The organism is Burkholderia sp. FW306-1C-G01B (assembly GCF_058781685.1).
In genome coordinates this window covers 76,656-96,038 of the sequence record NZ_JBYSWZ010000006.1, presented here as the reverse complement: position 1 = coordinate 96,038, position 19,383 = coordinate 76,656, and the positions used below count along the sequence as shown (strand labels likewise).

Below are 19,383 nucleotides of genomic sequence, written 5' to 3'. Positions count from 1 at the left end.
GGGCAACAAGAAGATCGGCATCGCAGCACATGGGGAATAAAAATGAAAGACCACAGCACTTCGCGGCCGGCTGGCCGCGTTGAAAACGAATTACCGCACCGCCGGGAGTTTGTCTCCCGTTCAACTGGATTCCATGCGTCGAACGGCAGTCACGCCGTTCAGGTCGATCGTCCAGCCCGGTTTATCCGGCTGATCGAACCGTACGCGCATCTCTCGCGTTCCTTCTCACTGAAATCCGTTCTCACGGACAGGTGTGCGCATCCCTGTCCCCGCAGCTGAGCGTCACGTTTCGATTTTCTTGTAGTGCCGGTGGTGCCCGTCCCCGACGTCATGATCGACGAAGGGAATTTAATAGCAGTCCGAAAGGAGAGTACTCATGTCAAGAGTCATCGAAAAGATCGCCTGGTTCACTCGGGATCAGCGCGGCGTGACGGCCATTGAATACGGCCTGATCGCCGCACTGATCGCGATCGGCATCGTCGCCGCGTTGGCGACGGTCGGTACGGATCTGAAGACCGTGTTCAGCACGATCGCCGCGGATCTGGACTCGGCGGTAGCAGGTCTTTGATGGACGGTACGGCGGGCGGCTCGTCCGAATCGTTCGCCGGCACCACACGGCATTAACAACTTTCCTCGACGTATCGATGCCAGATCGATCGATCCAGCCGGTACGCGAGGGCTTTGAAAGTCATCACGCAAGGAGATAACCATGTCCAAGTTCGTTCAACAAGCCAGCCGCTTCGTCCGCGATGAAGACGGCGTGACCGCCATCGAATACGGCCTGATCGCCGCACTGATCGCGGTAGGCATCATCCTCGCGCTGTCGACGATCGGGAAGGACCTCAAGACCGTGTTCAGCACGATCGCGGCCGACCTGGATTCGGCGGTGGCAGGCCTCTGATGGACCGTACCGCGGACGGCTCGGCTGGTGCAGTGCTCGAGCCGTCCCGGTCATCTGATCAACCGGAACTGGAGACCATCATGCAAGCCAGGGTGCGTGCCGTATGTCGCCGCTGGATCGGCGACGAGCAGGGCGTGACGTCGATCGAATATGCGTTGCTCGGGGCGATGTTCGCCGTCGCGGTTCTGGGCAGCGTCGTCACGCTGAGAGGCTCGCTGGCCGATACGTACGAGGTGATCGCAACAGCCGTGACGGCGGCCGTGACCACCGCGCTGGCCATGGTTTCCTGATCCATCGATTCGCTCCGCGAGGTTCGCCATGTTACTCGTTGCGCCGCCTTACCCGGTTCCGTTGTGCGTGACGCTGCTCGCGGTCGCCGCGGCAAGCACGGACATCGCGGCCCGCCGCATTCCGAACCGCCTCGTCGCGGTCGGCCTCGTCGGTGCGCTGGTGGCCCAGTGCATGCTGCACGGCGTCCTGGCAGGCGCACTCGGATGGCTCGCGGGAGCAGCGACCGGCTTCGGCCTGCTGCTGCCGTTCTACCTGTTGCGCGGGATGGCGGCCGGCGACGTGAAGCTGATGCTCGCGATCGGCGCATGGGTCGGTGCGGAAATGACGTTTTACATCGTGCTGGCCACCTTCGTGGCCGGCGGGATCGGCGCCATCGCGTTCGCGCTGTTGCGCGGGCGGATGCGCCAGATGTGGGCGAACGTCCGCGCGCTGATCGCGCGCCGTTCGCAAGGGGCGCGCGCAGGGGCAGCCGACGGCCCCGCGGAGATCGCGTCGGTCGGCACGCTGCCGTACGGCGTGGCGATCGCGGCCGGCACGCTGGGCATGCTGTTCGCGTCGTGCGCATAGCGCGACGAGCCCGCAACGAGGATGGAACCATCATGAACACGAACCACACCGAACCGAGACGCGACGCGCAGGTATCCAAACTGCCCGATCCGTTGCCGTCGCGGGAGGCCAATACGAAGCCGGGCGCGCAGTTGCCGGCGGCGCCGCGCTCGCTCGACGAAACCGGGCTGAGCATGACGTTCGTCGCCGGGCTCGTGCTGAAGTCGACGCTGATGCTCGGCCGCCCGTCGTACGGCGACCTGGTCGAGCGGCACTGCCTGCCGCTCGCGGTGCTCGACGATGTCTTCGCGTTCCTGGTGCGCGAGCATCTCGTCGAGCTCACCCATCGCGGCGCGACCGATCTCGACGTGACGTTCCGCCTGACCGACGCGGGCCGCGTGCTCGCGTTCGAGGAACGCGCGCGCAGCGGCTACAGCGGGCCCGCGCCGGTCACGCTCGACGCGTATCTCGAATGCGTGAGCGCGCATTCGGTGCGCAAGCTGCACATCGGCCAGGGCGATGTGTGGGCCGCGTTCGAAGGCTTCGTGATCGACACGTCGGTCCTCGACGCGGCGGCCGCGGCGCTGAACGCGGGCCGTCCGCTGCTGATCTACGGCCCGGCCGGCAGCGGCAAGACCTTCCTCGCCGAGCGGCTCGGCGCGCTGATGCACGGCCGCGTGCCGGTGCCGCACGCGATCTGCGCGGCCGGTGAAGTGATCCAGATCTACGACCCGCTCGTGCATGTCGACGCGGAACCGCAATCCGGCGGCCAGTCGGTCGATCGCCGCTGGCGCCTGTGCAAGCGGCCGGTCGTGACGTCCGGCGGCGAACTGACGCTCGACGAGCTCGATCTGCGCCGCGACGAGGCGGCCGGCTTCTACCAGGCGCCGCCGCACATGAAGGCGAACATGGGCATGTATGTCGTCGACGATCTCGGCCGCCAGCGCGTCGAGCCGCGCGACCTGCTCAATCGCTGGCTGCGCCCGCTCGATCGCGGCGTCGATTTCCTGACGCTCGAATCCGGCAACCGCTTCGTGCTGCCGTTCGACGTGTGGCCGGTGTTCTCGAGCAACCTCGCGCCGGAGCAGTTCTGCGACGACGCGTTCATGCGTCGCCTCGGCTCGAAGCTTCACGTCGGCGCGTTGTCGATCGACGACTACCGTGCCGTGTACGACGCGGCCTGCGCATCGCTCGGTCTCGTATCGGCGCACGATGCGTTCGAGTTCCTGCTGCACCGGCTGCATCTGCCGACCGGCAAGGCGTTTCTCGCGTGCTTTCCGGCGGACCTGTTGCGCCTCGTGGCCGCCGGCGCGCGTTACCGCGGCGATCCGCTCGAGGTGACGCACGACGCACTGTACGACGCATGGGCGAGCTATTTCGGCGCAGCACCCGAACGGGACGGCAGCCATCCGCCGCCCATCGAGCGAGGCGGACGTACGTTCATCACCGGTTGAGCCGTTTCTTTCACGAATCGTCGAGGAGCATTGCCATGAAAAACAGTCGAGCGCTCATGATGCTGGCCGTCGCGATGGTCGCGGGTCTTGCCGCGGTCGTGTTCGCGTCCCACTGGCTGGTGCAGACATCCACGAACTCGGTCACGCCCGTCGCGGTAGCGGCCGCCGACCTGAACCTGGGCGAGCCGCTCGGGGCGAACCAGATCCACATGGTGAGCTGGCCGTCGAGCAGCGTGCCGCCCGGCGCGTTCACCGATACGAAGGTGCTCGAAGGGCGGGTGGTGCGCACCAGCCTCGCGCGCGGCGAGCCGGTGATCGAGTCGAAGCTGGCGCCGCTCGGCACGAAGGGCGGGCTGTCCGCGGTGATCGCCGACGGCAGCCGCGCGATCACGGTGCGCGTGAACGACGTGGTCGGCGTTGCGGGCTTCGCGCTGCCGGGCACCTACGTCGACGTGATCGTCAACACGCAGGAGCAGCAGGGCAAGACCGACGGCCAGAGCATCTCCAAGATCGTGCTCGAGCACATCCTCGTGCTCGCCGTCGCGCAGCAGGTCAGCCGCGACGACACCGCACCGAAGGTCGTCAACGCGGTCACGCTGGAAGTCACGCCCGAGCAGGCCGAACGGCTCGACCTCGCGCGCAGCGTCGGCACGCTGTCGCTCGTGCTGCGCAACCAGGTCGACCAGAAGACGATGAACACGGATGGCGCGACCAAGATGACGCTGCTCGGCAAGCTGCCCGTACCCGATTTGCCGCCGCTTCCCGCTCCCGCACAAGTGCGGACGGTGCGCGTGCACACCGCGTCGCACGCGGCGCCGGCAGCACGGCGCGACTGCGTCGGCGTGCTGGCGGGCGTGAAGGGCAGCGTCGAATGTTTCTGAAGCAGATCAACACAGCCAGATAAACAGATCGGCCGCCAGCAGGACACAGCGGCCTCGGAAGTCGACAACCGGCACGGCGCCGGTCTCTCGGGGGATCAGACAAAATGAAGCTCAAACCGCAATGCACAGGTACCGGCCCACTGCGGACGCGCGTGGCACGGGGCACGATGATGGCCGCGATCCTTTGTTCGGGATGGCTGACCGTTTATGGCGCACTGGCCCAGGAAGGCATCGAGGCGGGCGTGCTGACGAAGGGCGGCGCCAGCGCGCCGGCCGCGGTCGGCAAGGGGCCCGTGCAGATGACGATCAGCATGGCGCCGGCGCCGGTCGCCGCGGCCGCCGCTGCGGCGGGGCCGCTGCGCGGGCCGAACTGCGTCGGTGCCGTGCGCGAGTCGACCAGCGTCAGCGTGCCGCTCGGCAAGTCGCTGCTGGTGCCGATGCCGGAGCCGGTCCGCAATCGGACGATCGGCAACCCGGCCGTCGCGCAGGCGACGATGGTGTCGCCGCAGACGCTGTACATCCTCGGGCTGTCGGTCGGCACGACCAACATGATCGTGCAGGGCAAGAGCGGCGCATGCCGCGTGATCGACGTCGCGGTCGGAGCGGATGCCGCCGGCCTGCAGGTATCGCTGCAGCAACTGCTGCCGGGAGAACGCGACATCCATGTGTCGACAGCCGCCGGCACGATCGTGCTGGCGGGCAGCGTGTCGAACTCGCAGGCCGCGCAGCAGGCCATGCAGATCGCACGCGCGTACGGCGACAGCGCCGGCGACCCCGCCGGGGGCGGCAAGCAGGGCGGCGGCGTGCTGAACATGCTGAGCGTCACGTCGCCTCAGCAGGTGATGCTCGAGGTGAAGGTGGCCGAGGTGTCGAAGACGCTGATCAACCAGATGGGCAGCGCGTTCAACATCCAGGGCGGGTTCGGTTCGTGGAGCGGCGCGCTGGTCAGCAACCTGCTCGCGGGCGTCGCGAGCGGGGCCATCTTCAACAAGGCGAACAACAAGCCGTTCAGCATCGCGGCCGACGCGCAGAACACCGACAACCTCGTCAAGATCCTCGCGGAGCCGAATCTCGTGACGATCAGCGGCCAGGAAGCGACGTTCCTCGCCGGCGGCAAGATCTTCATCCCGATCCCGCAGAGCAGCGGCAACGGCATCTCGTCGATCACGCTGCAGGAAGAGGAGTTCGGCGTCGCGCTGAAGTTCACGCCGACGGTGCTGGCGAACGGCCGGATCAGCCTGAAGGTCGCACCGGAAGTATCGGAGCTGTCGCAGACGGGCGTCACGCTGAGTGCGTCCAACATCGGCGGCACGTCGATCCTGCCGCTGATCACGACGCGGCGTGCTTCGACGACGGTCCAGATGAGCGACGGCGAATCGTTCGCGATCGGCGGGCTGATCAAGGACAACGCGAGCGGCGCGCTGAAGGCGATCCCGGGCGTCGGCGAAGTGCCGGTGCTCGGCGCGCTGTTCCGCAGCACGTCGTTCCAGCAGGATCGCACCGAGCTGATCTTCCTGATCACGCCGCACCTCGTGAAGCCGCTGCAGACCGCGGACGTGCCGCTGCCGACCGACAGCTTCTCGAAGCCGCACGAACTCGACGTGTACGCGACGGGCAACATGGAAGGCCGCCGCGGGGTCCGCAAGCCGGGCGCGCAACCCGCGAGCGGCGCGGCTGCTGCACCTCAGGAGGCACCGGCCCAGGCACCGGCTCAGGCACCTGCACCTGCACCGCAATCGGAAGCGCCCGCCGCTGCGGCCGCCGCACTGCCCGCGCCGCGCGCGCCGCAGGGCACGGACGCACAGCCGCCGGTGCCGGCCGAGCCACAGAAGACGCCCGCACCGGTAGCGGCCACCGCGCCGCAGCCAGACGCGGCAAACGCGGCAAATGCAGCCCGGGTCGCGCGTATCGAAGCCGCCGCCGCGCGCCTCGCGGCAGCCGGCCCCGGCACGCCGGCCCAGCCGGCGGCGCGACCGAAGCAACGAGTGCCCGCGGTTGCCCGGGCGCAGGTTGCGCGCTCGGAACCCCATTCCACCGATCGTTGAAGCTATCCAAGGGGAAGCTCCATGAAATCCGCCTACCTCGTATTCGTGCGCCGCGCGGCGCTCGCCGCACCGCTCGCGTTCGCGCTTGCCGGCTGCATGTCGTCGACCCCGGTGTGGGACAGCCGCTTCGGCGATTCGGTCCGCACCGTGATGCAGGCCCAGATCATCGACCCGCATGCCGCCGAACACGCGGCATCGGCGTCGGCGTCGGGCATCGACGGCGGCGCCGCCGCGGCTGCGCTCGACAACTACGACAAGTCGTTCAAGCAGATCCAGCCGCCTGCCAATGCGTTCGTGATCGGCATCGGCAAGGCGACCCAATAACAACGGCACGCTCAGGGAGAACGCCATGTCCAGCGCAGCTCGCTATCCGAAAGTCACGCGTCGCGGCCTCCATCGCCAGCGCGGCGCCGTCGCGATCATCGTCGGTCTCGCACTGGCGGTGATGATCGGGTTCGTCGGTCTCGCGCTGGACCTCGGCAAGCTGTACGTCACGCGCAGCGAACTGCAGAACAGCGCCGATGCGTGCGCGCTGTCGGCTGCGCGCGACCTGACTTCGGCCATCAGCCTGTCGGTCGCCGAGGCGAACGGCATCGCTGCCGGCCACCTGAATTTCGTGTTCTTCCAGAACCAGTCGGTGCAGATGCTGACGAATTCGAACATCACGTTCAGCGACTCGCTGTCCAATCCGTTCCTGACGAAGAACTCGGTCACGACGCCGGCGAACATCAAGTACGTGAAGTGCGTCGCGTCGCTGAGCAACATTGCACACTGGTTCATCGAGGTGCTGAACGTGCTGCCGGGCACCAAGCTCGCGAACGCGGCCGAAGTGTCGGCGAGCGCGATCGCGACGGTCGGCGGCGGGCAGACCACCTGCGCGATCCCGGTGTTCGTGTGCCGCGCGACGGGCGCGCCGCCCTACAACGTCGGCGACTGGATCACGTCGCCGTCCGGTTCGACCTACGGGCCCGGCAACTTCGGCTGGGCGGCGCTCGACGGCTCGACGAACGAAACGACCATCGCGGGCGAGCTGTCGGGCAATACCTGCAATATCAAGAGCCCGCCCGACCTCGGCAGCACCGGCCTGAAGTCGGCGTCGCTGCGCGCCTGGAATACGCGCTTCGGCATCTATACGAGCGGCGCGAACGGGTCCAGCGGCCAGCCCGACTTCACCGGCTACGCGTATGTCGGCCCGAACTACGGGCCGCCCGGAACGCCGGGCATCAAGGGCGACGCATACACGCAGTTCGTGACCGACCGCACGACCTTCAAGTCCTACCAGGGCGACGGCGCGCCGCCGGCGGGCAGCGGGATCTCAACCAACGGCACCGCGACGGCGAGCAACTACCAGACCTTTGGCGGCGACCGCCGTGTCGCGCTCGCGCCGGAAGGCGACTGTTCGGCGCTGAGCGGCAGCAGCGGCAAGGTGCACATCACGCAATGGGATTGCGTGCTGATGCTCGATCCGTTGCCGTTCAGCCCCGGCAAAGGCGGTGTCGTGGCGCACCTCGAATACCTCGGCTCGTCGGTGTCCGGCAACAGTCCGTGCGCGACGCACGGGTTGCCTGGCGACGGCAGCGCGTCCGGGGTCCAGGTGCCGATGCTCGTTCAATAGGGAGAGGCGATCATGAAAAGGTCCCCGTTTCGCCGTTCGCGCACCCGTGGCGTGGCCGCCGTCGAGTTCGCGCTCGTACTGATGCCGATGATCATGCTCGCGACCGGCGTGGCCGAGTTCGGCCGCGCGATCTACCAGTACGAGACGCTGACCAAGGCGACGCGCGACGCGGCGCGCTACCTGTCGATCTGGCTGCCGACCGACAGCGCGTATCCGGTGGCGGCGGCGCAGTGTCTCGTCGTGTACGGCAGCACGACGTGCGGCTCGGCCGGCACCGAGCTGGTGCCGGGGCTCACCACGTCGATGGTGACCATCTGCGATGCGTCGCATACGACCGGCTGCGGCGATGCGTCCGACCCGGCGCAGTTCTCGAACCTGCCGACCTACGACGCGGACAACAACGCGGCGAGCGGCACGGCGACGGGCAGCATCAACGTCGTCGAAGTGAAGATCAAGGGCTACCAGTACCAACCGATCCCCGCGTACCCGGGGCTGAAGTCGATCACCTTCGGCAACATCGTCACCGTGATGAGGCAAGTGTCATGAATGCGCGCCATTTTCCGCTGTCGCGCCGGCGCGGCGAGCGCGGTTCGACGATCGTCGAGTTCGCGCTCATCGCGTCGGTGCTGATCATGCTGCTGATCGGCATCTTCGAATTCGGCCGCGTGCTGTTTTACTGGAACACCGCGAGCGAGGCCGTGCGTCTCGGCGCGCGCACGGCGGTGGTCTGCGACGTGGATGCCGCCGGCGTCGCGAAGCGCGTGACGAAGCTGCTGCCGCTGCTGTCGAGCGCGAACGTGTCGGTGGACTACTCGCCGGCGAGCTGCGACGTGACCACCTGCTCGTTCGTGACCGTGAGCGTCAAGAACGTCACGGTCAAGACGATGATCCCGTTCGTGAACGTGACGATCAAGATGCCGCCGTTCACGACAACGCTGCCGCGCGAAAGCCTGACTTCCGCGACCGGCGGCACTGCCTGCAATTAATCGAACAGACGAGGCACACGACATGATCAATATCCTCGTAGCTTCCGACGATACCGCGCGGCTCACGCAGATCGCGCGACTCGTCACCGACTGCGGACGCTATCGCGCAACGCGCGCAACCGGCCGCCCTTCGCAGATCGAGCATCGCACCGACGGGCTCGACGCGTTCGACATCCTGCTGGTCGACGGCTCGTCGTTCGACCCGTCGGAACTGTCGGCGATCGAGCGAATCTGCCGCGCTCACGCGGGCCTGACCTGCATCCTCGTGACGGCTGACGCGTCCCCGCAACTGCTGCTGGACGCGATGCGCGCGGGCGCACGAGACGTGCTGCAGTGGCCGCTCGATCGGCAGGCGCTCGGCAACGCGCTCGAGCGTGCCGCCGCGCAAAGCACGCGGAGCGACACCGACGATACGCGGATCGTGTCGTTCATGTCGTGCAAGGGCGGCGCCGGCACGAGCTTCGTCGCCAGCAACGTCGCGTTCGAGATCGCCGAAGGCTTCAAGCGCCGCGTGCTGCTGATCGACCTGAACCAGCAGTTCGCCGACGCGGCGTTCCTGGTCAGCGACGAAACCCCGCCGTCGACGCTGCCGCAGCTTTGCGCGCAGATCGAGCGGCTCGACAGCGCGTTCCTCGACGCGAGCGTCGCGCACGTGACCGAGAACTTCCACGTGCTCGCGGGCGCGGGCGACCCGGTCAAGGCCGCCGAGATGCGCGAGGACGCGCTCGAGTGGATTCTCGGCGTCGCCGCGCCGCGCTACGACTTCGTGATCTTCGACATCGGCGTCGGCATCAATCCGCTGTCGATGGTCGCGCTCGATCGCAGCGACCAGATCCAGATCGTGCTGCAGCCCGCGATGCCGCACGTGCGCGCCGGCCGCCGGCTGCTGGAGATCCTCGTGTCGCTCGGCTACTCGACCGATCAGATGCGTCTGATCGTGAACCGCGCGACGCGCGCGAGCGACCGGACCCGCACCGCGCTCGAGGAAGTGCTCGGCCTGCAGGCCGCCTGCATGATTCCCGACGACGCCGACACCGTGCTCGAAGCGATCAACCAGGGGCATCCGGTATCGCGGCTCGCGCGCGGTACCGCAGTCGCGCGTGCATTGCAGGGCTGCGCGAAGCAAGTCGTCGAAGGCGAAGTGCGCGCCGGACGCAGCGCGACGCGCAGCGAACCGCTGATGTCCCGGCTGTTTGGCCGCAAGGCCACGCCGAAGCTCAAGTCCATGTAAATCTCTCGGGGAACCGTCATGTCATTGCGCGAACAGATGTCCTTGCACCGGGCCCAGCCGATGGCGGCGGGCAGCGAGCCGGCCGGCCCGGCGCATTCGTCGGTACGCGACGCATACCAGAAGCTGCGCCGCGAAATTCACCAGACCGTGCTCGAACGCGTCGAGCTGGAGCGCCTGTCGCGGATGCCGCAGGAGCAGGTCCGCCAGGAAATCTCCTCGCTGATCTCGCGCATCCTCGACGACGAGCGGACGCCAGCGAACGACATCGAGCGGCGGCAGCTCGCGATCGACGTGTACGACGAGATGTTCGGCTTCGGCCCGCTCGAGGCGCTGCTGCGCGACCCGAGCATCTCCGACATCCTCGTGAACACGTACCGGCAGGTTTATGTCGAACGCTTCGGCCAGCTCGAACTGACCGACGTGACGTTCTACGACGACGCGCACCTGATGAAGGTGATCGAGAAGATCGTGTCGCGTGTCGGGCGCCGCATCGACGAATCGAGCCCGATGGTCGATGCGCGGCTGCCGGACGGCTCGCGCGTGAACGCGATCATCCCGCCGTCGGCGATCGACGGGCCGCTGATGTCGATCCGGCGCTTCGCGGTCAACCCGCTGAAGATGGACGACCTGGTGCGCTACCAGAGCCTGACGCCGCCGATGGCCGATTTGCTCGACGCGCTGTCGCGCGCGAAGGTGAACGTGCTCGTGTCGGGCGGCACGGGCAGCGGCAAGACGACGCTGCTCAACATCCTGTCCGGCTACATTCCGCGCAACGAGCGGATCGTGACGATCGAGGACGCCGCCGAGCTGCAGCTCCAGCAGCCGCACGTGCTGCGGCTCGAGACGCGCCCGCCGAACATCGAGGGCAAGGGCGAGATCACGCAGCGCACGCTGGTGCGCAACGCACTGCGGATGCGGCCGGACCGGATCATCCTCGGCGAAGTGCGCGGCGCCGAAGCGCTCGACATGCTCAACGCGATGAACACCGGCCACGAAGGCTCGCTCGCGACGATCCACGCGAACACGCCGCGCGATGCGCTGACGCGGCTCGAGAACATGATCAGCGTCTCCGGCCTGTCGCTGCCGCCGAAGACGATGCGCCAGCAGATCGCGTCGGCGATCTCGGTGGTCGTGCAGGCGGCGCGGCTGACGGACGGCAAGCGCAAGATCGTCAGCATCCAGGAGCTGACCGGGATGGAAGGCGACATCATCAACATGCAGGAGATCTTCACGTTCAAGCGCACCGGCGTGGATCGCGACGGCACGGTACGCGGCCACTTCTGCGCGACCGGCGTACGGCCGAAGTTCGTGGAGCGGCTGCAGGCATTCGGCATCAACCTGCCGGATTCGCTGTACGACCCGTCCCAGCGTTACGAGACGAACTGACGGCCTGTCGGCGCTTGCATTCGGGGAGGCTTCATGAACACGATCTTTTACGGTTTTGTGATTCTCACCTTCGTCGCGGTCGTGCTCGCGATCGAAGGCGCCTATCAATGGTGGAACGCGCGGCACGGCGCCGCCGCGCGCCGGATCGAAGCGCGCATTCGCGCGATGTCGGCCGGCGGCAACGTGCAGCAGGAGCGGCTGTCGATCCTGAAGAAGCGGATGCTCGACGATTCGAAGCCGTTCGACCGGCTGCTGTTGCGCTTGCCGCGCGTGCACTCGCTCGATCTCGTGATCCAGCAATCGGGCCTCGACTGGACGCTGCCGAAGCTGATCGTGCTCAGCGCTGTGTTCGCGGCGTTCACTTGGCTCGCGCTGAGCCTCGCCACGTTGCCGCAACTGGCCGCGCTGCCAGGCACGCTGTTTGCCGCGTGCCTGCCGACGATGTACGTGATGCGCCGCCGTGCGCGCCGGATGCTCAAGCTCGAGCGGCAGTTGCCGGACATCTGCGACATGATCGCGCGCGCGCTGCGCTCCGGTCATTCGTTCACGGGCACGCTCGGGATGGTCGGCGAAGAGTTTCCCGATCCGATGGGCGGCGAGTTCCGGATCACGTTCGACGAAGTCAACTACGGCGTGTCGCTGCACGACGCGCTGATGAACCTCGCGACGCGCGTGCCGGTGCAGGACCTGCGCTACTTCGTGATCGCGGTGCTGATCCAGCGCGAGACGGGCGGCAACCTGGCCGAGCTGCTCGACAGCATCGCCGCGCTGATCCGCGAGCGCTTCAAGCTGTTCGACAAGGTGCGCGTGCTGTCGGCGGAAGGGCGGCTGTCGGCGTGGATTCTCGGGCTGCTGCCGTTCGGCACCGCCGCGGCGATGGCGCTGCTGAACCGCGAGTTCCTGTCGGTGCTCTGGGAGGATCCGGCAGGGATCAGGATGGTCGGCGGGATGCTGGTGTCGATGCTCTTCGGCCTGTTCTGGATCCGCCGCATTGTCCGCATTCGCGTCTGACGCGCGAGTCGAATAACGAACCGTTTGCGAGGCTGTCATGCAAAATCTGAACGTGGTCCAGGTCGTGATGCTGGGCGGCTTGTTCGTATTCGTGGCCGGCGGCGTGCTCGTCGCGATGCTGCTGTTCGCGCCGCGCAGCATCCAGCGCCGGCTCCAGCAGGCCGGCGGGGCCGGTGCGGGTGCCGTCGCGGGCCCGGGCGACGGGGACGACCTGGCGTCGCGCTGGGTCGCGAAGCTGGTCGATCTGTCCACCCCGATCTCGAAGCTGTCGGTGCCGAAGGAGGGCTGGGAGAATTCGCCGTTGCGCATCCGGCTCATGAATGCCGGATGGCGCAACCAGAGCGCGGCCGCGCTGTATTTCACCGCGAAGACGGTGCTGGCGCTCGCGTTGCCGTGCGCGGCGCTGCTGGGGTTGGTCACGACCAAGCTCGGCGACGAGCGCGCGCTGTTGTCGGCCATCCTCGTGGCGCTCGCCGGAATCGGCTACTACATCCCGAACATCGTGCTGTCGCAGCGGGTCAAGGTGCGACAGCGGACGATCTTCGAGGATTTTCCGGACGCGCTCGACCTGCTGACGGTGTGCGTCGAAGCGGGGCTCGGGCTCGACGCGGCGCTGATGCGGGTGAGCGAGGAACTGCGGTTTCGCAGCGACGTGGTCGCGAACGAACTCGACCTGCTGCTGCTCGAGATGCGCTCCGGCTTCACGAAGGAGACGGCGCTGCGCAATTTCGCGCTGCGCACCGGCGTCGAGGACATCGAGTCGTTCTGCGCGATGCTGATCCAGGCCGATCGCTTCGGCACGAGCATCAGCGAATCGCTGCGCGTGCTGTCGGACATGCTGCGCACGCGGCGGCGGATGCGCGCGGAAGAGCGTGCGGCGAAGATCGCGCTGAAGCTGCTGTTCCCGCTGATCTTCTGCATCTTTCCCGCGCTGATGCTGGTGCTGCTCGGGCCGGCGATGATTCACGTCTATCGCGTGCTGCTGCCGACGTTCGTCAGCATCGCACCGTGAGCGGCGGGCACGTGCGGCTTCGCCAGTGCAGCTAAAGGTTTTGCGTGCCGGCCCCGACACACGCGCCGGCCGGCACGGCAACAGGCTTCATGGAGGCTCCCTCCCCAGGCGGCGCCGCGAGACAGGTCGACCATAGCGGCGTCAATGCAACCCGGACCCATGGTCGGCCATGGAGCAAGCCGTAGTCCACCGCCCTCATCGGCTGCCCCCTACTGCTAACCCTGAAGGCCCCGTTGCCGGCATTGCGCCGGCGGCGCCTCCTGCATGCGCACGGGCGGATAGTCGGCGAAACCGGCGTTGCGGGCCGCGCCATGCTCGACGTCGATCACGAAGCCCGGCTTCGTCATCGCGAGGCCGAACAGCGTGCCGCCCGTCATCTGAATCCCCGTCACCGGATCCTTGTACGGCTCGCCGGCCGGCGCGAGCACGGTGCGCATGTTGCGCCAGTCGGCATCCAGTTCGTCGGCCAGCGCCATCGGCAGCGCCGTGCTGACGCCCTGGCCGGATTCCGTCCGGTTCACGGCAACCGTCACCGTGTTGTCCGGCGAGATGATCAGGAATGCTTGAGGTGGCGAGCTCGGAACGGGGCGGTTGGCGTCGGCCCGGGCTTGTTTCGGCGCGATACCCAGTGCGAGGCAGCCGCCCGCGGCCATCGTGAGTTTCAGGAAGCCGCGCCGATCCAGCGCCGGGGAACCGGCTCCGGCGACGGGGTTTGGAGCGTCGGTGTTCGCCGGGCTCCCGGCAGTGCGGAGCGTCGATGCGGCCGTCACGAAGAACCTGTCGCTCGGGTTGTCGTATAGCGGCCAGCTCGGCGGAAGTCTCAGCGACCATGCGCTGTACGCGAATCTGTTGTGGAAGTTCTAAGGGGAGTCGGGGGGGGGCGTTGCGGTTGTCGCGAGCGACCGATCGCCGATCGATGGTCCGATGGAGATGATTGACTGGTTTGCATTTCGAAAGATTCGTGATGCGAATCGAATGAGCGATGTCGCGTCATGCGACGCGTCTTGCCGGACCGGCGCGTTTCAGCCTGTTCCAACGCATTTTTAAATCGGGCAATTCATTCGTTCTCTGCGTCCGATTCGGGCAATCCGCAAACGATTCTCGCCGTCGTTCGGTCGGCGGGGTTCATCGTCTGTTCGTCGTCATCCTCCATGCGATGGACCCCGTCGGGCATGGGGCCGTCGGCTTCAAATTTTTAAGCGCCTAAATTTCAGGCCTCGATACGAGGCCGGATAGAGCGCCAGGAATCCGGACGATGCCGCCTCGGCTCATAGGGAAACTGGCCATCGGCGCGCGTCGCGGCGCTAGGACGAATGGCGGATCCTCGATTGCCGGAGATACGCATGAAAATCAGCGAACCGACGCGGGCCCCCGCGGCGCTCTGGCTGCTGTGGGCGACCGACCGCCGAGCGTCATCTTGAGCGCGGTAGAAGTCAGTCATCGCATAATGAAGCGGAGTGTAGCGGGCGCGTCACTGTTTCGGAATAAAAAGTTGTCACGAAACAACTCGTCGATCGGATAGTGATTGCTACAGGTCAATTGCTTAACATGCTAATAAAAATGAGAATAAGTGGCGATTGATACGTTTGAGAGATATTATCGTCGCCGGCTCCGCGAGCAGGAGGCGCTTCACGTGTGCGGATCGATGGAGGTGCACTATTTTTAGTGTTGTCATACAACTGACAACTAGCGATGTTCTGTGTATCTCATGTCGGTTCGCGGGCCGATACGACTTCATGCCGGCGCAGCAACGCCGGCGTCGCTCGACGTATGAAAAAACCGGAGAATGACACGATGACGAGCAGGATCGCAGTCCTTGACGATGGATTCGCGCGACACGCGGTAGGTTCTACAGCACATCGACCGGCACGTTGTATCCGGATTTCGCGAACATCGCGGTCCAGGACTTTCACGACGTCGGCAGCGCGAAATTCGGCGGCGGAAAGGTCACGCTCTCCGGCTCGGTCGTCACGTCGAACGCGAACGACGTGACGGTCACCGGCACGCCGGGCACGTCCACGCGGCACGACTGCAGCGCCGCATTCACGGCGCTGAAATCCGTCGCGCCGACTTCGTCGATGTGATCCGGCCGGCATGCACGCCACGCCGGCGATGGCGTGGCGCACCCGCCGCCCGTTTGGCATGTTCTCCGTCGAACGGGCCCGTTACGCTTTCGGCTGCGCGGCATTCCAGGTGCCGGCGCGTGACGGCGGATCGGTTTCGATGCGCATTTTCAATTGGCTCGGAACGTTCGCGATATACGGCCTCGCATGACGTCATGCCGCGATCGGCGACGGCATGACTCGAAGCGTGCGTACTTTCGAACGCCCGTTTATTTTTTTAAAGACCGCGCCACGTTCGACCGGTATGATCGCTGCGCTCGCGAACGGCGCCATTGGTCAGTGCAGGCCGGTGCATGTCGACCCGCGCGCAACCGACATCACGAGCACGACAACACAGGACGGCCGCCGGCGACGCACCGCTCGTCGCCGGGGCCGAACGGGCCGAGACAGCATGATGGAGTATTGAAACAATGTTGACGGAGACAGGGGCGGTGCGGCGCGCATGGGCGATCGCCGCCGGGGGAGCGTTGTGCGTGGCCGCAGCGGGCGGTGCGCACGCGCAGGCGTCGAACGCAGCGGCGCCGCAGCAGGCCGGCACGGCAGCGGCCGTGCTGCCGCCGATCGGCGTGACAGGAACGGCCGGCGGATCGTCCGTCGGGCTCGTCGGGCTGCGCACCACGGCCGGCACGAAGACCGACACGCCGGTGGCCGAGATCCCGCAGACGACCAACATCGTGACCGCGCAACAGATCGAGATGACCGGCGCGGCCGACCTGAACCAGGCGCTGCGCTACGTGCCGGGTTTCGCGACGTTCGGCGCCGACAGCCGGACCGACTGGTATGCGGCGCTGCGCGGCTTCACGCCGACGCTGTACGTCGACGGCGTGCCGACGCCGAATACGGCCGTGATCGCGAACTGGCGCGTCGACCCGTACACGATCGACTCGATCGCGGTGCTGCGCGGGCCGACGTCGGTGCTGTACGGCGCGGGCGAGCCCGGCGCGATCGTCGACGCGCACACGAAACTCGCCGACGGCGAGCGCGTGCGCGAAGCCGGCGTGCAGATCGGCAACGATGCGCGCAAGCAGTTCATGTTCGACGTCGGCGACCGGCTCGACCCGGACGGCCGGTATGCGTATCGCTTCGTCGGCGTTGCGCGCGACGGCAATGCGGTGACCGGCCCGAACGGCGACCGGCGCGTCGCGCTGGCGCCGTCGTTCCGATGGCGGCCGAACGCCGATACGTCGCTGACGTTCTCCGCGTCGTTCCTGCAGGACAGCGGCGACATCTCGTCGAACTTCCTGCCCGCGTCGGGCACGGTGCTGCCGAACCCGAACGGTCGCCTGTCGCAGGACATCTACATGGGCGACCCTGCGTTCAACGACTACCGGAAGAAGCAATGGTCGCTCGGCTACGCGCTGGAGCATCGCGTGAATGCGATCTGGACGCTGCACCAGGACGTGCGCTGGTCGCACCTGTCGCTCGACGACGCGACGGTGTTCGGCATCGGCCTGGCGCCCCGCAGCACGACCAACATGATGCGTTTCGCGGGGCTGTTCCAGCTCAACTACAGCCGGCTCGATATCGACAACCGCGCGCAGGCGCGCTTCGGCACGGGGCCGTTCGAACACACGCTGCTGTTCGGCCTGCAGTTCGACCGGCAGACGACGACCAACAGCGTGTGGCTCGCGCTGGCGCCGTCGCTGAACCTGTACCACCCCGTCTATCGGCCCGTGACGGCCGCGATCTTCTCCGGCCCGACGTCGCTCGGCCACGTCGACCAGTACACGGCGATGAACGCGGTCGGCGTGTACGCGCAGGACCAGATCCGCTGGCAGCGCTGGACGCTGACGCTCGGCGGCCGCGAGGACCGCGTGAATGCGCGGTTCGACAACCGGACGGCCGGTACGCAGACGCGGCAGGACGTCAGTGCGTTCTCCGGGCGCGTCGGGCTCACCTATCAGGGCGATGCGGGGCTGTCGCCGTATGTGGGTTATTCGACGTCGTTCGATCCGGTCATCGGCGTGCGGATGGCCGGCGGCGGCTTGCCGAAGCCGACGCGCGGCACGCAGACGGAAGCCGGGCTGCGCTGGCAACCGCCCGGCCAGAACCTGATGCTGAACGCGGCCATTTATCAGATCGACCAGACCAACGTCGTGACCCCGGCACCGCTGAATCTCGATCCCACCGGCACGACATCCGTGCAGACCGGCAAGGTGCGCTCGCGCGGCATCGAGCTGAGCGCGGTCGGCAAGGTGACCCGCGAGTTGTCGGTCGTCGCGTCGTATATGTATCAGGACGTCAAGAACGTGCAGGCGAACGACGCGTCGTTGAACCACTGGCCGGTGTCCGTGCCGCTGCCGCGGCAGATGGCGTCGATGTGGGCCGACTGGACCTGGCATACGGGCGCGCTGTCGGGCCTCGGGATCGGCGCCGGCGTGCGCTACCAGAGCGCGTCGGCCGGTGCACCCGACAACTCGCTGACGGTGCCGAGCACGACGCTGTACGACCTGGCGATGCACTACGAGATGCGCCACTGGCGGTTCGCGCTGAACGTCGCGAACCTGTTCGACCGGCGTTACGTCAGCGGCTGCACGTCGTACACGGTGTGCGTGTTCGGCAACGAGCGGACCGTGCTGGCCAGCGCGAAATACAACTGGTAATCGCGCTCGCGCCGCCCCGGCCTATGCGCCGCGTTGCGGTTCGCGGGTCGCCGCGCGCCGGCCCGCGTGGCGCTGGCGCCGCCATTCGGTCGGCGTGATGCCGAAACGTTCGCGGAAGGCGGTCGCGAAGTTCGCCGGCGTGGAAAAGCCGATTTCCTTCGCGATGCTGGCGATGCTGAGCGACGTCGAATCCAGCAGGTCCTGCGCGATCCGCAGCCGCTCGTGCCGCAGATACTCGAACACCGTCTGGCCGAGATTGTCGCGAAACGCGCGTGACAGCCGCTTTTCATGCGTGCCGACCGCGCGCGCCAGTTGCTCGACCGTCGGCGGATCGTTCAATGTGCGCGACAGGTGGCGAATGGCCGCGCGCACGATGATGTCGTCGTCCTTGCCGTCCGGTAACGGACTCTCCGTGTCGACAGGCCGCTCACGCCGGGTCCGTGCGAGCTGCACGCGAATTCGCGCGAGCACTTCGGCAGGCTCGAACGGCTTCACCACGTAGTCGACGCCGCCGATTTCGAGCCCCTCTAGGCGCTCGTGCAATTCACTTGCCACGGTCAGGAAGATGACCGGAATCGCGCTCGTCAGCGGATCGGCGGCCAGCAGCCGGCACGCGGTAAAACCGTCCATGCGCGGCATGCGGACATCCATCAGGATCAGGTCGGGTATCAGCGCCTGCGCGCGCTCGCACGCCTGCGCCCCGTCGAATGCGATGCTGATCCGGCAGCCGGTGCTGCGCAGGATGTCGATCAGCAAACGCAGCTGGTCGGGCTGATCGTCGACGATCAGGAGATGGGCGTCGCTCAATGCGGAGATCGATGGGGGCATCGTGCACCTGTTCTGGAAAGGCGGCTGGCTGTGATCCCGCGGGTGGCCTGCCCGGTGCGGGGAATCGTCGGAAGCCGCTCTATGACGACGCGCAAAACGCATCGCACGCTCGCATCGACAATCGGATTGGGCCGGACTGCGCGTTAGGCAACCGCTCGGCGCAATACCCGGCGTTCGTTGTTTTGATCGCTGAGCCGGTAAAGGCGCGGAGGATTGCCGTGGTCGCGTCGTGAATGGTCGCGGCCGCCGGTATCGATGCGAGCGGAATTGTAGGAGCATATTTCGAATCCCGCCAGATGGCTCGTCGATATTCGCGTCATGTCGTTTTACGCATTTTAAGGATGTGCTGCGGTTTTCGCCTGCAGTGTCGCCATGTTGATGTTCGTCAAAGTGCGCGGACTCCATGTGTGTCCGGCACGTAATGGCTCGGTCGAGTCGACTCCGCGGTCGCGAGTCGTTCGATTGCATTT

General features: G+C 66.7%; 18 protein-coding genes and 2 pseudogenes. 18 read left to right on the top strand and 2 right to left on the bottom strand.

The genetic code is table 11. The features are described from left to right. Positions 1-376: 376 nt before the first annotated feature. The 15 genes from AC3WLY_RS13855 (at position 377) to AC3WLY_RS13785 (ending at position 13,359) form a co-directional block, all read left to right on the top strand. Entirely contained in the window at positions 377-568 is a 192-nt protein-coding gene (locus tag AC3WLY_RS13855; RefSeq protein ID WP_175963017.1) for a Flp family type IVb pilin, read from the top strand. 141 nt (positions 569-709) lie between these two features. After that, positions 710-901, top strand: a complete 192-nt coding sequence (locus AC3WLY_RS13850; RefSeq protein WP_492309530.1) for a Flp family type IVb pilin — start codon at positions 710-712, stop codon at positions 899-901. Between the two features lie 80 nt (positions 902-981). Then, positions 982-1,191 (top strand): Flp family type IVb pilin, encoded by a 210-nt coding sequence (locus AC3WLY_RS13845; protein WP_105390944.1) that lies wholly within the window; start codon positions 982-984, stop codon positions 1,189-1,191. Between the two features lie 28 nt (positions 1,192-1,219). Next, positions 1,220-1,759 carry an A24 family peptidase gene (locus tag AC3WLY_RS13840; protein WP_175963016.1) on the top strand — a complete coding sequence of 180 codons (540 nt, stop codon included), beginning with the start codon at positions 1,220-1,222 and terminating at the stop codon, positions 1,757-1,759. A gap of 32 nt (positions 1,760-1,791) precedes the next feature. Then, positions 1,792-3,192: a DUF8689 domain-containing protein gene (locus AC3WLY_RS13835; RefSeq protein WP_175963015.1), complete on the top strand. Its 1,401-nt coding sequence runs from the start codon at positions 1,792-1,794 to the stop codon at positions 3,190-3,192. 35 nt (positions 3,193-3,227) lie between these two features. Then, positions 3,228-4,073, top strand: a complete 846-nt coding sequence (cpaB, locus tag AC3WLY_RS13830; protein ID WP_492309531.1) for a Flp pilus assembly protein CpaB — start codon at positions 3,228-3,230, stop codon at positions 4,071-4,073. 104 nt (positions 4,074-4,177) lie between these two features. Continuing rightward, positions 4,178-6,118, top strand: coding sequence for a type II and III secretion system protein family protein (locus AC3WLY_RS13825; protein ID WP_492309532.1), 1,941 nt, complete (start codon positions 4,178-4,180; stop codon positions 6,116-6,118). A 21-nt stretch (positions 6,119-6,139) separates the two neighbouring features. Continuing rightward, positions 6,140-6,442, top strand: coding sequence for a hypothetical protein (locus AC3WLY_RS13820; RefSeq protein WP_175963012.1), 303 nt, complete (start codon positions 6,140-6,142; stop codon positions 6,440-6,442). Between the two features lie 25 nt (positions 6,443-6,467). Next, positions 6,468-7,733 (top strand): pilus assembly protein TadG-related protein, encoded by a 1,266-nt coding sequence (locus AC3WLY_RS13815; protein ID WP_175963011.1) that lies wholly within the window; start codon positions 6,468-6,470, stop codon positions 7,731-7,733. 12 nt (positions 7,734-7,745) lie between these two features. Beyond that, positions 7,746-8,279: a TadE/TadG family type IV pilus assembly protein gene (locus tag AC3WLY_RS13810; protein ID WP_175963010.1), complete on the top strand. Its 534-nt coding sequence runs from the start codon at positions 7,746-7,748 to the stop codon at positions 8,277-8,279. Then, entirely contained in the window at positions 8,276-8,719 is a 444-nt protein-coding gene (locus AC3WLY_RS13805; RefSeq protein WP_175963009.1) for a TadE/TadG family type IV pilus assembly protein, read from the top strand. Before AC3WLY_RS13810 ends, AC3WLY_RS13805 begins: the two co-directional genes overlap by 4 nt. Before the next feature lie 22 nt (positions 8,720-8,741). Further along, the gene (locus AC3WLY_RS13800; protein WP_492309533.1) at positions 8,742-9,950 is read left to right on the top strand and encodes a CpaE/TadZ family protein; all 1,209 of its coding nucleotides are present in this window, start codon (positions 8,742-8,744) and stop codon (positions 9,948-9,950) included. A gap of 18 nt (positions 9,951-9,968) precedes the next feature. Then, a complete protein-coding gene (locus tag AC3WLY_RS13795) occupies positions 9,969-11,336 on the top strand; it encodes a TadA family conjugal transfer-associated ATPase (RefSeq protein ID WP_175963007.1) in 1,368 nt (455 codons plus the stop codon). Between the two features lie 33 nt (positions 11,337-11,369). Further along, entirely contained in the window at positions 11,370-12,347 is a 978-nt protein-coding gene (locus AC3WLY_RS13790; protein ID WP_175963006.1) for a type II secretion system F family protein, read from the top strand. A gap of 37 nt (positions 12,348-12,384) precedes the next feature. Beyond that, positions 12,385-13,359: a type II secretion system F family protein gene (locus AC3WLY_RS13785; RefSeq protein ID WP_492309534.1), complete on the top strand. Its 975-nt coding sequence runs from the start codon at positions 12,385-12,387 to the stop codon at positions 13,357-13,359. Positions 13,360-13,721: 362 nt separating this feature from the next. Here AC3WLY_RS13785 and AC3WLY_RS13780 read toward each other — a convergent pair. Beyond that, positions 13,722-14,012 (bottom strand): annotated as a pseudogene (locus AC3WLY_RS13780) (xanthine dehydrogenase family protein molybdopterin-binding subunit); the annotation flags it as partial. Positions 14,013-14,109: 97 nt separating this feature from the next. On the opposite strand from AC3WLY_RS13780, the pseudogene AC3WLY_RS13775 reads away from it, so the two are divergent. The 3 genes and pseudogenes from AC3WLY_RS13775 to AC3WLY_RS13765 form a co-directional block, all read left to right on the top strand. Beyond that, a pseudogene (locus tag AC3WLY_RS13775) lies at positions 14,110-14,223 on the top strand (autotransporter outer membrane beta-barrel domain-containing protein); the annotation flags it as partial. Between the two features lie 1,007 nt (positions 14,224-15,230). Then, entirely contained in the window at positions 15,231-15,443 is a 213-nt protein-coding gene (locus AC3WLY_RS13770; RefSeq protein ID WP_492309535.1) for a hypothetical protein, read from the top strand. 449 nt (positions 15,444-15,892) lie between these two features. Continuing rightward, on the top strand, positions 15,893-18,085 hold the full coding sequence (locus AC3WLY_RS13765) for a TonB-dependent siderophore receptor (RefSeq protein WP_175963002.1): 2,193 nt from the start codon (positions 15,893-15,895) through the stop codon (positions 18,083-18,085). A 21-nt stretch (positions 18,086-18,106) separates the two neighbouring features. On the opposite strand, the gene AC3WLY_RS13760 is transcribed toward AC3WLY_RS13765, so the two are convergent. Continuing rightward, positions 18,107-18,913, bottom strand: coding sequence for a response regulator transcription factor (locus tag AC3WLY_RS13760; protein ID WP_175963044.1), 807 nt, complete (start codon positions 18,911-18,913; stop codon positions 18,107-18,109). Positions 18,914-19,383 lie beyond the last annotated feature (470 nt).